The organism is Polaribacter irgensii 23-P, assembly GCF_000153225.1.
GTDB lineage: Bacteria > Bacteroidota > Bacteroidia > Flavobacteriales > Flavobacteriaceae > Polaribacter > Polaribacter irgensii.
In genome coordinates this window covers 216639-231763 of sequence record NZ_CH724148.1, presented here as the reverse complement: position 1 = coordinate 231763, position 15125 = coordinate 216639, and the positions used below count along the sequence as shown (strand labels likewise).

Below are 15125 nucleotides of genomic sequence, written 5' to 3'. Positions count from 1 at the left end.
CTACTGTAATTCCTTTTTAGCGTGTCAATATTTTTGAAACCATCGGTAGAATATATCGTATTTATAAAGCAGTTACAAATAAACCTTCAGCTGTTTTAGAAACGTTAGCAGCTTCTTTTTTTATCAAACCTTTGATGGCTTTATCCCATTTTTTGTTCGATAAATTGGCCAATGTTTTTAATTCATTGAGCTCAATCTTTTCTGCTTTTGCAATAAGAGCGAGTACGGTCTTTTCTTCTGCGTTAAGTTCTATAGAAGTTGCTTTCTTTTCAGGGCGCATTTGAGGAAAAAATAGTACCTCCTGTATGGATTGGTTGTTGGTTAAAAACATAATTAGGCGGTCCATTCCAATTCCCATTCCAGAGGTTGGCGGCATTCCGTATTCTAGTGCACGTAAAAAATCTTCATCTATGAATTCAGTAGCTTCGTCATCTCCTTTTTGAGCTAATTTTAACTGTTGCTCAAAACGTTCTCTTTGATCAATAGGATCATTCAGTTCGGAATATGCATTCGCAATTTCTTTACCACACACCATTAATTCAAAACGCTCTGTTAACTCAGGATTATCTCTGTGTTCTTTGCACAGTGGAGACATTTCTTTCGGATAATCAGTAATAAAAGTGGGCTGAATGTAATTTCCTTCACATTTCTCTCCAAAAATTTCATCAATTAATTTTCCTTTCCCCATGGTCGCATTCACTTCGATATGCATCGATTGTGCTGCCGCTCTAATTTCATCCTCTGTTTTTCCCGTAATATCAAAACCTGTAAAATGTTTGATAGAATCTGCCATTGTTATTCTCGCATACGGTGCCTTGAAATCAATTTTGTGTTCGCCGAAGGTAGCTTCCGAAGTTCCGTTTACTGCGATCGCACAATGTTCTAAAAGTTGTTCAGCAAAATCCATCATCCAGTTGTAATCTTTGTAAGATACATAGATCTCCATTGCTGTAAATTCGGGATTGTGAGTTCGGTCCATCCCTTCATTTCTAAAGTTTTTAGAGAATTCATACACTCCGTCAAAACCACCAACAATCAGTCTCTTTAAATACAATTCGTTGGCAATCCTCATATACAAAGGAATGTCTAAAGAATTGTGATGCGTGATAAAAGGTCTCGCTGCTGCACCTCCTGGGATGGGTTGTAATACCGGTGTTTCAACTTCAAAGTAACCTGCATCGTTAAAGAAAGAACGCATGGCATTGAATAATTTTGTTCTCTTTATAAAGACCTCTTTTACGTGTGGGTTTACCACTAAGTCTGCATATCGCTGTCTGTAGCGCATCTCAGGGTCTGTGAAAGCATCAAAAGTAACACCGTCTTTTATTTTGGGCATCGGTAAAGGTTTTAAGGCTTTAGAAAGCAATTTAAATTCTTTTACCATGACTGTTTTTTCGCCTACTTGTGTGGTGAACAGGGTACCTGTAATACCTAGGAAATCTCCTAAATCCAGTAGTTTTTTAAAGACTTCATTATAGAGCGATTTGTCTTCTCCCAGACAAATTTCATCTCTATTGAAATATACTTGAATTCTTCCTTCACCATCTTGCAATTGTGCAAAAGAAGCTTTTCCTTGTATATTAATAGCCATCAAGCGTCCAGCAATAGTTACCTGTTTACCTTCTGCAAAACTTTCTTTTATTCCTTTTGAATTTGCATCCACGGGAAATAGGTCTGCTGGATAAGGGTTGATACCCAAATCTCTCAATTTTGATAGTTTTCCTCTACGTACAACTTCTTGTTCTGATAATTGCATTGCTTATATGTATTGATGAATTTTTATGCTTGTAAATGTACAATCTTTCACTATTTTGGCAATTACAGAATCCTAAAAAATAATAATAAATTGGGATAAGAATCATAAATGTTTGTATATTTGCGAGCTACTTTTTGTTGAAGTAGCATTTAGTTGTGTTGTTTGGTACTTTGTAAAAAGTGCCGTGGTTTTGTTAACCAATGGAAAGCTTCCCTTAATCGGGACGCTTTTTTTTTGCTTCAAACTTTTATAAAGAGTTGTTTTTAAAGCTTTTTACTTTTTTATGGTTCCTTCATATAAAGAACAAAAAGGATACGATTTTAATAAAGACTGTACTTTTTTATTGATTTTTAGAAAAATAAATACTTTTTTTAAATTCTAAATTTTTTATATTGTGCTGCAGAAAATAAAGTAGCTTGTTGCAGCTATGTAGTTTATAGAATATATTTTTAGTATCGTGAAAAGTTTTGTTTTATAAATAAAATAGAATGCGAGAAAAAATAACCGTTTTGTAGCTACTCACTTTCTTTTTATAATTGATAGATTTTAAAAGAACTCGCCATTATATTCCCAGACCTTCATAAAAAATAAAACAGCATATACTAAAGCTACAGCAAACTTTATAGTTGCAGAAGTTAGTAGTCCTAATAGAGAACCACTAGCGGCTTTAAAAGCTCTTTTTGTATCCGTTTTGTCAAAGAGTGTTTCTCCAATGAAAGTACCTGAAAAAGCACCAATTAATATTCCAAACGGAATGGGGGAGAACAAACCAATAAGCTATCCAATGGTAGTTCCGTATTCGCCATATTTACTGCCACCAAAACGTTTCGTTCCAATTGCAGGAATTATGTAATCTAGAACCCATATCAGTATGGCAACCGTCAAAGTTATTCCTAAAAACGTATAATTCATTGGTACTATCGAGGTAAGATGCAGTATTAATAAACCAAACCAGCTTGTTAATGGTCCAGGTAAAACAGGCAATATGGAACCTGCAATTCCTAGTAATACGAATAGAAAACCAATGATAAGCAAGAAGATATTCATAATCTATTTTGTAGTAAGACGAAAGTATGAAACCTTTGTTACATTGTTTATTATAACTAAATAATTAGTTTAAACTAATTATTTAGTTATATTTGTGTTATAAAACTATAACTTTAGTTGAAATTATGAGCAAACAATTAACAAAAGCAGAAGAACAGATAATGCAAGTTTTGTGGGATTTACAAGAGGCCTCTGTTAAAGAAGTATTAGCCAAATTACCAGAGCCAAAACCAGCATATAATACAGTTTCTACAATTATTAGGATTTTAGAAAATAAAGAATTTGTCGGTCACAAACCGATAGGTAGAGGTTTTGTTTATCACCCAGTAATCGAAAAAGAAACCTATAGCAACCAGCGTTTACACAAATTAATGAATGGCTATTTTGACGGTTCATTTAAAAGTATGGTGTCGTTTTTTGTGAAAGAAAATAAAATGGACGTTTCAGAATTAGAAAGTATTTTAAAAGAAGTGAACAAAGATAAATAGTTCAAAATTGGCAGTAATCAGTTTTAGTCGGCAGTGAGAAATGTTTTGAAAAGCAGTAAAATGCTTCAAATTAAAAAATAAAAACCATGATAAACTATATAATTCAAGTCGTATTATTCCAAGTAATGTTTTTGGGGATCTATGATTTCTTTTTGAGCAAAGAAACTTTCTTTACAAAAAATAGATGGTATTTACTAAGTACACCAATTTTGTCTTTTTTAATTCCGTTGATAAAAATACCAAGCTTTCAAAAAGCAGTATCACAAGAATATATTGTGTATTTTCCAGAGATTTTTTTATCTCCAGAAAAAGCAATTCAGCAGGTAATCGAAGAAGCTACTTTTTATCAATCTATCAATTATATCACTATTTTATTTTGGATTGGAACTGGCCTTTTTTTGATGTTATTTCTAATGAAATTAGGAAAGATTATCAACTTAATTAGAAAATACAAAACGGAACAAGAATCGGACTTTACGCTGATTTTTATTCCGAATCAAACGAAAGCATTTTCATTTTTCAACTATATATTTGTGGGTAATGAAATTCCGTTTTCGCAGCAAGAAAAAATAATTCAGCATGAATTGGTGCATAGCAAACAAAAGCACTCATTAGATTTATTGCTATTCGAAATTTTAAAAATTATCATGTGGTTTAACCCGATGATTTATTTGTATCAAAAGAGAATCACTTTGGTGCATGAATATATTTCTGATGCCGTGGCAACAAAAGCATCACCAAAAGAAAATTACATCAATCAGTTGCTATCAAACTTTTTTCAGGTCGAAAACATAGCGTTTGTCAATCAATTTTACAAACAATCATTAATTAAAAAAAGAATTATCATGATGAAGAAAAAACAATCAAAAAAAACGAATCAGTTAAAGTATTTGGTATTGATTCCTATGTTAGCGAGTATGTTATTTTATATTTCTTGCTCTGAAGACAGTTCCGAGGTGACTTTTGCTAAAAAACAAGTTCAAACGCGTTATAGTAACAAGGATGGTGCACTTAAGGCAAAGAAAGGTAAAAAAGAAACATATTTAGATTCCTTTTTTGGTTTTCAAAAACCCGTTAAAGGTGAAGAAATTTACCTCAAAGATTTATCAGTTCAAGAAAGAGAGGAGTATGATTCATTAATTAGTAAATTTAAAGAAAAGTCAAAGGCATTTTCAAAAACTGTGGAAGGTATCAGCTTTTATCTATATAAAATGTCAAATGGAAGAAATATGTACGCCATGATAATAGATGTTAAAGAACTTTCTAAGAGAACTGAAAAAGAAAATAAAATTTCAGGGGATGTTAGTTTTATGACAATAGATACGGCACCTACATTTCCTGGCTGTGATTCTGGAGATAAAAAATGTTTTTCGAGAATGGTTCAAAAGCATTTTTCAAGAAATTTTGATGCAGATTTGCCAAATAATTTAGGTTTAACTGCAGGTAAGAAAAGAGTTTTTATAGGTTTTAAGGTAGCTGTAAATGGAGATGTTATTGATGTTCAGGTGAGAGCGCCACATGCGGACATTGAAGAAGAGGTGCTAAGTGTTATGAAAACCTTGCCTAAAATGATTCCTGGTGAGCAAGAAGGTAAGAATGTCGTTGTAAGTTATAATATTCCGTTTTCAATTATTATAAAATAAAAGTAGTAAAATGAAGAAGAGAATTTTAATTGTATTGTTATTTGTATTTGTAAAAGTTGGGGCGCAAACCCCGGCTTTTTCTTCGATAGACAGTCTGTTTGAAAACGGAAGATACCAATTGGCATTAGAGAGATTACAAGCTATAACTACGCCGTCATTTTTATCAAACTATAAAACAGCTGTTATTTATGAATCGATAGACAACTGCAAACAAACCGCACTTTTTTTAGAAAAGGCATTGCACTTTAAAAAGGATAAAAAAGCGCTTTTAAAATTAGCAAAAGTATATCAAAGGCTCAATAAATCTTTTGTATCCATTGGTATTTACGAAAATTTGTTGGCTAAAGATTCTTTAAATTTAGTACTGGCATATCAATTGGGAAAATTGTATTACAAGACTAAAAACCATTAAAAGTCAATTGTAATTTTTAAAAGTTTGACAAAAAAAGATTCTGTAAATGCACAGTATTCGTATCAATTAGGGCTTTCTTATGCGTATGCCAAGGAAAGGGATAGAATGATCAATTGTTTTTTAGATACCTATAAGAAAGATACTGGGCATGTAAGAGCGATCTCTAAACTTGCATTGAGTTTTTTTAAATTAAACAAACTGGATTCGACCTATTTATTTATTAATAAGGGTTTGGCTCTAGCGCCAAGTGATGTAAGTATAAATAGGATAAAGGTAAATCAACTCTTCAGAGAAAAGAAATACGCAGAAACCATTCCTGTCTTGCTGAAATTGGATAGTATAGAAAAAATGGATCTTTTTAACAACACTATGTTAGGGAAAGCATATTATAATCTTGAAGATTTTGCAAATGCAAAATTAAGATTTGAGAAAGCTGTAAAATTAGATAGGGATGCCTATAAAAATTATACGTATTTGGGCAACATCGCCATGCAACAGAAGAAATTTAAAAGCGCAATGTTTAATTATTATCAAGCTAGTTCAAAGGGCAATGAAAAAAGAGATGCCGAATATTACGGATTGGCAAATGCGTATTATGCGATGAAAAGACCAAAAATGGCTTTAAAATTTTATAAAAAGGCATGTGAAGAAAATTTTAAAAACTATCAAGCAAAGTTTCAAGTAGCAAAAATTACAGATGCGTTGTACGAAGATAAAAAAATGGCATACGCGCAGTATAAAAAGTATGAAAAGCAGTTTTTAGATCGGGATAAAGTAATGACTGATTTTGTGCAAAAGAGGATTTCAGATATAAAAAAAGAGTACTTCATGAAAGGAGAATTCTTAGAATAGCCAATTCATTAAATTTTAGTAAATTCACGCTATAATTAGAACTATGTTTTTGCGTGTTTTCTCTTTTTTACTTTTTCTTATTGTGGTTACCTCTTGTAATCAGCTGTCGCTTTCAAAAGGCAAAAACAGTACTGTATTAGACACAATTGTTGATTTTTCTTCTGTGGATACTGCACCTTCATTTAAAGTATGTGATTCGATAATTGTTAAGGATAGTAAGTCGGAATGTTTTGGAAAGACACTGCATCAAATGGTAGGAGTGGAGTTGGTAAAATATCCCTTTAGCGTACAGGATTCTATTTCTGAAATGGTATATGTAGACGTGTTGATAAGTGCACGTGGAAAGATTACGCTAGCTGCCGTTTCCTCCTCATTTGTTGTTAAAGAGCAATTGCCACAATTAGACAGTATTTTAAGAGTTGTGATGGAAAAGATACCGAACGTATATGCTGCAATAAAAAGAGGGATTCCTGTAGCTTCGAAATATCGTTTGCCTATTAAAATCGAACTAAAAGAATAAATTTGCCAATTGTAGTCTCTAGATTAGAAACCGTAAATGGCAAATTTAAAGGATACTGTTTGTACTTTTAATTTCAGAAAGGTGCAATTATCAAGGGCACTGTTTAATTCAACATTTCCCAAAGTTTATCTTTTAACTCTTGTAAGCCTGTTTCTTCAATAGAGGAAATAAACAAGGCTTCCACACCATCTGGAAGGTCTGCTTTAATTTCTTCTTTCAGTTCCTCATCCAACATGTCCGTTTTAGAGATTGCCAGTAAGCGGTCTTTGTCTAACAGTTCTGGATTGTGCTGTTTTAGCTCATTTAGTAAAATAGCGTACTCTTTGTTTATATCGTCACTGTCTGCAGGTATTAGGAACAATAATGCTGAATTTCGTTCTATGTGGCGCAAGAAACGATGCCCTAGTCCTTTTCCTTCCGCGGCACCTTCTATAATTCCAGGAATGTCTGCGATTACAAAAGTTTGTTGATTCCGATGTTCTACAATTCCCAAGTTCGGTTTTAAGGTGGTAAAAGCATAATCTGCAATTTTTGGTTTTGCAGACGTTAAAACAGACAGTAACGTTGATTTTCCTGCATTTGGGAAACCAACTAGTCCTACATCTGCTAGCAATTTTAGTTCGATTCTAAACCAACCATCTTGGCCGTCTATTCCTGGTTGCGCATAACGAGGTGTTTGGTTTGTAGAAGATTTAAAGTTCCAGTTTCCAAGGCCTCCCTTTCCACCAGGTAGTAAGATTACCTCTTTCCCATGTTCGGTGATTTCATGCAATACTTCGTCAGTGTCAGCATCTCTTATGATGGTTCCCAATGGAACATCTACATAAACATCTGCAGCATCACGACCGGTACTTCTACTTTTACTTCCGCCGCCGCCGCCTTCAGCTCTGAAATGTCGTTTAAATTTTAGATGAAATAAGGTCCACATATTTTTGTCTCCACGAAGAATAATATGTCCTCCACGTCCGCCATCTCCTCCATCAGGCCCTCCTTTGGTGATGTATTTTTCTCTGTGCAAATGCACAGAACCTTGTCCTCCTTTGCCGGAAGTTGCATACACTTTTATGTAGTCAACGAAGTTTCCTTCTGTCATTGTAAATTTTTTTTAAATATTCGATTTAAAAGGACCTCTTTTTTGAGATGCGAATGTTTTAAATCTTTAGTTCTTGTTTTGTTTTAAAGCAGCCTTCTTTTGACCTTTGGAATCTAAACAGTTAGTTGTAAACGAACACAAAGTTACGCTTTTAAAGGGTATCAAATACGTTTGAAATTCGCTGCGTGATTTCTTCAACGGAGCCTACGCCATTAATCCCATAATATTTATTTTGAGCTTCAAAATAATCCTTTAGAATGGCAGTTTTTGTGTTGTATTCGTTGAAGCGATTTCGAATTTTCGATTCATCGGTGTCATCTGCTCTACCACTCGTCTTTCCTCTTTCCAGTAAGCGTGTTACCAAAACGTCTTCTGACACTTCCAAAGCAACCATACCATTTATTTGTTCTCCTTTTTCTGTCAGATACGCATCTAGCGCTTCTGCTTGAGACTGTGTTCTTGGAAAGCCGTCAAAAATAAATCCGTTGGCTTCCGCATTTTTCTCTACTTCAGTTTTTAGCATGCTAATAGTCACCGCATCGGGTACTAAATTACCGTCATCCATGTATTTTTTAGCCAATATCCCTAAGTCTGTTTTATTTTTAATATTGTAACGAAATACATCTCCCGTAGAGATGTGTACTAAATTGTAAAGATCTTTTAAAAAGTCTGCTTGTGTTCCTTTTCCTGCTCCGGGAGGACCAAATAATACTATGTTTTTCATTTTCGGTGCTGTTGATAGTTGATATATTTCTGGATAATTTCTACCCAAACCGTTATAATCTAATCCATAACCCACAATGAATTTGTCGGCAATACTTTGACCAATATAATCTATTGGCAACTCTTTTCTAAACACATCCGGTTTGAAGAAAAGTGTGGCAACTTTGAGTTGTTTTACTTTTTTATCTTGAAATATATTATAGATTTCTTGAAGGGTAGCGCCTGTATCAATAATATCTTCTAATATAATTACAGTTCTATTTGTTAAGTCTTCGTTGATTCCTACTAAGCTTTTGATTTGTCCATTTGTGGAAGTACCTTCATAGGAAGCTAGTTTTACAAAAGAAACCTCGCAGTCGCCGTCATACGCTCTAATAAAATCAGCAGCAAATAGGAAGCACCCATTTAAAATACCCACAAAAATTGGAATTTCATTTTTTGGTAAATCTGCTTTTACACTTTGAGCTAAATGTTTTACAATTGCCGCAATTTTATCCTTGTTGATATAAGGTTTAAAATAGAGGTCTTGAAGTTTTATAATAGCCATAGGAGTGCAAATATAACTTGTATTAGTGAAATGAAAAAACCGTTTTCTTATGTCTTACTAAAATCAGTTAGCACAAGAAAACGGTTGTAATTATGTATAATAAGGTTTACTTATTTTTCTCTTCTTTTTTGGAAGTGTCGAACATGATTGGTGTTGCCACAAACAATGAAGAGTAGGTACCTACAGCAACTCCTATAATAAGAGCAAACATGAATCCTTTAATAGAGTCTCCACCAAAGGTAAAGATTGCTAACATTACCAACAATGTTGTTAATGAAGTATTGATGGTTCTTCCTAATGTAGAACTTAGAGCTCTGTCTACTACTTCACTATACTTCCACGTTTTATGAGTTTCTGTAAATTCTCGAATTCTATCGAAAATTACAACCGTATCATTCAAGGAATATCCTACCACAGTTAAAATTGCAGCAATAAAAGATTGCCCTATTTCCATGTCAAAAGGCATAAAGCTATAACAGATAGAGAAGACACTTAAAACGATGAGTACATCGTGAAAAACTGCGATTACAGCTCCAATAGAGAAGGATATTTTTCTAAAACGCAATAGAATGTATAAGAAAACAATAAATAAGGATCCAAATACAGCATACAGTGCAGAAGTCTTGATGTCATCAGCAATCGTAGGCTCTACTTTTATGTAGCTCATTACGCCAGCCCCCTCTTTTTCAAAACCTGGTTTAAAGTCTTGGTATGTTGTATTTCCTAAATAGGGTTTTAGTCCTGTAAATAATGCATTTTGAACCTCCTCGTCAACTTGTTGACCTTCGTCATCAATTCTGTAAACAGTAGTTATTTTTAATTGTTTTTGGGTTCCATATGTTTTTACTTCGGGAGCTGTTATAAAAGCATCTTTCAAAGATTCTGCAACCTGCGTTGCATTCATGTCTTGATCAAAACGAATAACGAAAGAACGCCCTCCTTTAAAATCAACACCTTGCTTTAAACCAATAGAGAATATCGAAATAATACCACCAATAATAACGGCACCGGAAATGATGTATGCTATTTTACGGCTCTTTAAAAATTCCACATTGATGTTCTGGAACCATCCTTTAGAAACTGACGTATTAAATGTTAATTTTGCGTTTTTATTTATGGCATCATCGATTAACAAACGCGTTATAAATACTGCGGTAAATAGAGAGGTTGCAATACCGATCATTAAGGTTAAGGCGAACCCTTTGATAGGCCCTGATCCGAAAACATATAAAATAATTCCCGTTAAAAGCGTTGTAATATTGGCATCAATAATTGCTGATAAAGCTCCTTTTACTGAGAATCCTTCTTCTACGGACTGTTTTAAACCTTTCTTTTTAAACAAACTTTCTTTAATTCTTTCGAAGATAATAACGTTTGCATCTACCGACATACCTATGGTCAATATAATTCCAGCAATACCGGGTAACGTTAACACTGCGCTAAAAGAAGCTAAAATTCCAAAAATAAATAGGATGTTTACAGCAAGGGCAATATCTGCATACAAACCTGCTTTACCATAGTATAAAATCATCCATAATAAAACTAAAATAATTGCCAAGCCAAAAGATTGTATCGAGGCGTCTATCGATTCTTGACCTAGAGAGGGGCCTACAACTTCAATTTGAATAATTCTTGCTGCAGCTGGCAATTTACCTGCTTTTAAAACGGTAGCAATGTCTTTTGCTTCTGTAATGGTCATACTCCCTCCAGAAATAGAAGTGGTACCTCCTGTAATCGCATTGTTTACTGTAGGCGCTGTGTAGACATTGTCATCCAACACTACTGCTATAAATTTATTTTTTTGTGCAGCTAAATCAGAGGTTAGTTTGGCCCAATCTTTTGAAGCACCGCTGTTCATGGTCATGCTCACTTCAGGCTTGTTTAATTGACTAAAGACCTGTGAAGCATCTAGAATAACATCTCCTTCTAATGGAGCAACATCATTTCTGTTTGATTTTATAGCATATAAAGCAACCAGTTCGTCTGATTGAGAAGCATCATTAGTTCCTGCTGGGCTTTGTGGATTAAAAGATTTATAATCCCATAAAAATTTTACATATCTAAGTTCGCTAGGAAGCAAGGATCTGATTTCTTTTCTTTTCAATAAGTTGTTTACAGTGGCAGTATCTGTGACTTTAGCATATCCAATTGTAGAACTTAGTTGCGATTGCATAGGACTTAAATAAGAGAATAGCATTTTTTGGTCTACCTGTGTAGAGTCTGCAGTTGCTCCTAACAAATCGTCGATATCATCTTTGATTACTTCGTCTTCTTGAACAACCTCTTTTTTAGATATGTCCTTTAATAACGCTATAGATTTTGAATTTGCTATTGATAAGTATTGCAGTACTTCTGCATTGGAGTATACTTCCCAAAATTGTAATTCTGCTTTGCTAGTAATTAAAGTGGTTACACGCTCAATATCTTTTGCTCCGGGTAATTCAATTTGAATCCTCCCAGAATTTCCAATTCTTTGGATGTCTGGCGAAGCAACACCAAATTTATCAATTCTACTTCGCAGTACTTCAAAAGCAGTACCAATAGAACTGTTGATTTCTTTTTGTAAAGTTTCTTTAACAGAAATATTAGCTTCATTAAATGAAATTTTATCGCTCAACGACTTCGTTCCAAAAATAGAAGGATCACTTAGTTTTGTATCACCAGCGATGCTCTCAAATTCTTTAAAAAATAAATCTAAATAATTTGAATTGCTATTTTTTTGATTTTCGTCGGCCGTGTCTAAAGCTTTGTTGAAAGCTTCGTTTTTAGAATCGTTTGATAAATTCTTTAAAACTTCTTTTACAGAAACTTGTAAGATTGCATTGACCCCTCCTTTTAGGTCAAGACCAAGGTTCATCTCCTTATCTCGAACATCGTTGTACGTGTATTTAGCAATACCGATGTCAATTATTTCTTTGTTTGCAACACTGTCCAAGTATTTTTTTTCTGAATCAGCTTTCTTTCTCGCATCATTATCCGTTACCTTTCTTTCCGCATATGCTTTCGCATCGTCTTCGACGTTGGTTGCTAAAAATGTGAATGATAATTGATATAAACTCACCAATCCGAAAAGGATAGCGAATACTTTAATAAGTCCCTTGTTTTGCATTTTTGTTATTTTATGTCGACTTTCTTTTTTTTGAAACGAGCAAATATAGTATTTCAATGCAGGCGAAGCAATTATTTTATGACATTTATAAGGTGCTTTTTATCTTTTTGTTTACTTCTTTAATTTAATAAATCCCAAACTCCAAAAAATAGGTATATTTAATGCTTGAAAATAATAACAACCTCTAAATTTAATGAATGACAGGTCTATCTGATATTTCAATTGCACAAGCAAAAACATTGTTACATATAAAGGAAATTGCGAAGAAACTAAAACTAGTGGAGGATGATCTCGAGATGTATGGAAAGTACAAAGCAAAGCTGCCACTTTCTCTTATCGATGAAAGGAAAGTAAATAAACATCATCTAGTTCTAGTTACCGCAATTACACCCACACCAGCAGGAGAGGGAAAGACGACGGTCTCCATCGGCCTGACGGAAGGTTTAAATAAAATAGGAAAGCAAGCCTTAGTCGTTTTGCGAGAACCTTCTTTAGGACCTGTATTTGGATTAAAAGGAGGTGCTACGGGAGGTGGATATTCGCAAGTTGTGCCGATGGAAGATATTAATTTACACTTTACAGGCGATTTCAATGCAATTGAAAAAGCCAATAATTTACTGGCAGCTTTGATCGATAATAATATTCAAAGTAAGGCTCAAAATTTAAGGATAGATCCTCGAACTATTCTTTGGAAACGCGTGATAGATATGAACGATCGTGCTCTGCGAGACATTACAATTGGTTTGGGTGGAACTTCTAATGGAGTGCCAAGACAAGATAGTTTTAACATTACTCCAGCTTCTGAAGTCATGGCAATTCTGTGTATGGCTTCTAGTTTAGAAAATTTAAAAGAACGGTTAGGGAATATACTGATTGGTTTTACATTTGACAAACAACCCGTCTTTGCACGAGATTTAAAAGCAGAAAATGCGATGACCATTCTATTAAAAGAGGCGATCAAACCAAACTTGGTGCAAACATTAGAGGAAAACCCAGCAATTATTCACGGGGGCCCTTTTGCAAATATTGCACAAGGTACCAACACAATTATTGCAACAAAAATGGGATTGTCTTTATCTGATTATGTAGTCACAGAGGCTGGTTTTGGAGCAGATTTAGGTGCAGAGAAATTCTTAAATATTAAATCGCAGTTTGCAAAACTAAATCCGAAATGTGTTGTTTTGGTTTTGACAATTAGGGCCTTACGACACCACGGTGGTGCAAAAAGTGATGCTTACAATATACCGAGTTTAGCAAAGGTTGCGGAAGGTTTTAAGAATCTTGAAAAGCACATTGAAAATATTAGGAAGTTCAATATTGAGCCGGTAGTGGCTATTAATTCTTTTGTTTCCGATTCTGAAGATGAAGTAAATTACATTATTAAAAAGTGTGCAGGTTTAGGAGTGCATGCTGTTTTGTCTGAAGGTTGGGCGAAAGGCGGAGAAGGAACTAAAAAGCTAGCTGCGGCGGTAGTGGACGTTGTAGAGAACAAAGCGACACAATATAAACCATTGTATAGTTGGAAATTACCAATTAAAGAAAAGATTGAAATTATTGCAAAAGAAATTTATGGTGCCAAAAAAGTTGTTTACGGAGTCCAAGCAGAGTTAAATCTTAAAAGGATTGATCGCTTGGGTTTTAATGATTTTGCTGTTTGCATGGCAAAAACACAGAAATCTTTTTCGGATGACGATAAATTAATAGGAAGACCGAAAGATTTTACGATTACCGTTCGTGAAATTGAAATCGCAGCAGGTGCACAGTTTGTAATTCCTATTTTAGGTAAAATGTCGCGCATGCCAGGTTTGCCTACAATTCCCGCTTCAGAACATATGACGATTGACAAAAATGGTGTTATTTCTGGCCTGTCTTAGTGTTGGTTCCTTTTTAGTCACGAGATCTTAAAAATAAAAATCCAGCGAAAGTGCTGGATTTTTATACGATTTGATTCCTAAAGGATTTGTACTTATGCTATAAGGTTAACAATTTATTTGTAGCAGAAACTCCAATTGCAGACTCTTGCATGTGTGCTTTTTCGGAAGTACTTAAATTAATTTCAACAATACTTTCAATTCCGTTTTTACCTAAAATTACAGGTACTCCAATACACAAGTCATGTAAGCCATATTCTCCTTCTAGTAAGGTAGAACAAGGAAATATTTTTTTAGTGTCACAAGCGATTGCTTGAACCATACTAGAAACGGCAGCTCCAGGAGCATACCATGCAGATGTACCTAACAATCCTGTTAAGGTTGCGCCGCCAACTTTGGTGTCTTGTAAAACTTGTTCCAGTCTTTCTTCAGAGATAAATTCAGAAACAGGGACCGAATTCCTCGTTGCCAATCTCGTTAAAGGAACCATTCCTTTGTCAGAATGTCCACCAATTACCATTCCGTCAACATCAGAAATAGGAGCTCCTAGCGCTTCTGCTAATCGATATTTAAAGCGTGCAGAATCCAAAGCACCTCCCATTCCAATAATTCTATTTTTTGGCAATCCAGTAGCTTTATGAACGAGATAGGTCATCGTATCCATTGGGTTAGAAACAACAATAATAATTGTATTCGGAGAATGCTCTATTAAACTTGTAGAGACCATTTTTACAATACCCGCATTGATTCCAATTAATTCTTCACGAGTCATTCCTGGTTTTCTAGGGATACCAGACGTAATTACGCAAATATCAGAATCTGCAGTTTTCGAATAATCGTTTGTGCTTCCTGTAATTTTAGTGTCAAATCCGTTTAAAGAAGCGGTTTGCATTAAGTCCATTGCTTTTCCTTCAGCAAATCCTTCTTTAATGTCCAAGATTATAACTTCGGAAGCAAAGTTTTTTATAGCAATATATTCTGCACAACTAGCACCTACGGCACCTGCACCAACAACTGTAACTTTCATATCTTTATTTTTTAATTATTTTCAATATTTACAGGCT

11 protein-coding genes and 1 pseudogene are annotated in these 15125 nt (G+C 34.3%); 6 read left to right on the top strand and 6 right to left on the bottom strand.

Translation table 11 applies throughout. From position 1 onward, the window contains the following. Window positions 1–61 precede the first annotated feature (61 nt). Together lysS and PI23P_RS12715 are read right to left on the bottom strand one after the other, a co-directional pair. Window positions 62–1756: a lysine--tRNA ligase gene (gene lysS, locus PI23P_RS01015; protein WP_004568833.1), complete on the bottom strand. Its 1695-nt coding sequence runs from the start codon at window positions 1754–1756 to the stop codon at window positions 62–64. A 546-nt stretch (window positions 1757–2302) separates the two neighbouring features. Beyond that, window positions 2303–2803, bottom strand: a pseudogene (locus PI23P_RS12715) (DUF456 domain-containing protein). A 125-nt stretch (window positions 2804–2928) separates the two neighbouring features. On the opposite strand from PI23P_RS12715, the gene PI23P_RS01000 reads away from it, so the two are divergent. From PI23P_RS01000 to PI23P_RS00980, 5 genes are all read left to right on the top strand, one after another. Next, window positions 2929–3291, top strand: coding sequence for a BlaI/MecI/CopY family transcriptional regulator (locus PI23P_RS01000; protein WP_004568830.1), 363 nt, complete (start codon window positions 2929–2931; stop codon window positions 3289–3291). An 86-nt stretch (window positions 3292–3377) separates the two neighbouring features. Next, window positions 3378–4934 carry a M56 family metallopeptidase gene (locus PI23P_RS00995; RefSeq protein WP_004568829.1) on the top strand — a complete coding sequence of 519 codons (1557 nt, stop codon included), beginning with the start codon at window positions 3378–3380 and terminating at the stop codon, window positions 4932–4934. 10 nt (window positions 4935–4944) lie between these two features. Further along, window positions 4945–5346 carry a hypothetical protein gene (locus PI23P_RS00990; RefSeq protein WP_004568828.1) on the top strand — a complete coding sequence of 134 codons (402 nt, stop codon included), beginning with the start codon at window positions 4945–4947 and terminating at the stop codon, window positions 5344–5346. A gap of 24 nt (window positions 5347–5370) precedes the next feature. After that, a complete protein-coding gene (locus tag PI23P_RS00985; RefSeq protein WP_004568827.1) occupies window positions 5371–6198 on the top strand; it encodes a tetratricopeptide repeat protein in 828 nt (275 codons plus the stop codon). A 43-nt stretch (window positions 6199–6241) separates the two neighbouring features. After that, window positions 6242–6718 carry a hypothetical protein gene (locus PI23P_RS00980; RefSeq protein ID WP_004568826.1) on the top strand — a complete coding sequence of 159 codons (477 nt, stop codon included), beginning with the start codon at window positions 6242–6244 and terminating at the stop codon, window positions 6716–6718. Window positions 6719–6821: 103 nt separating this feature from the next. Here PI23P_RS00980 and obgE read toward each other — a convergent pair whose 3' ends face one another. The 3 genes from obgE to secDF all read right to left on the bottom strand — a co-directional run bounded on the left by obgE (window position 6822) and on the right by secDF (window position 12190). Then, on the bottom strand, window positions 6822–7811 hold the full coding sequence (gene obgE, locus PI23P_RS00975) for a GTPase ObgE (RefSeq protein WP_004568825.1): 990 nt from the start codon (window positions 7809–7811) through the stop codon (window positions 6822–6824). A 151-nt stretch (window positions 7812–7962) separates the two neighbouring features. Beyond that, on the bottom strand, window positions 7963–9081 hold the full coding sequence (locus PI23P_RS12310; protein ID WP_004568824.1) for an adenylate kinase: 1119 nt from the start codon (window positions 9079–9081) through the stop codon (window positions 7963–7965). A 106-nt stretch (window positions 9082–9187) separates the two neighbouring features. Further along, window positions 9188–12190 carry a protein translocase subunit SecDF gene (secDF, locus tag PI23P_RS00965; RefSeq protein WP_004568823.1) on the bottom strand — a complete coding sequence of 1001 codons (3003 nt, stop codon included), beginning with the start codon at window positions 12188–12190 and terminating at the stop codon, window positions 9188–9190. 197 nt (window positions 12191–12387) lie between these two features. Here secDF and PI23P_RS00960 point away from each other — a divergent pair, with 197 nt between their 5' ends. Beyond that, window positions 12388–14064 carry a formate--tetrahydrofolate ligase gene (locus PI23P_RS00960; protein WP_004568822.1) on the top strand — a complete coding sequence of 559 codons (1677 nt, stop codon included), beginning with the start codon at window positions 12388–12390 and terminating at the stop codon, window positions 14062–14064. Window positions 14065–14161: 97 nt separating this feature from the next. On the opposite strand, the gene mdh is transcribed toward PI23P_RS00960, so the two are convergent. Beyond that, on the bottom strand, window positions 14162–15088 hold the full coding sequence (gene mdh, locus PI23P_RS00955; protein ID WP_004568821.1) for a malate dehydrogenase: 927 nt from the start codon (window positions 15086–15088) through the stop codon (window positions 14162–14164). Between the last annotated feature and the right edge of the window lie 37 nt (window positions 15089–15125).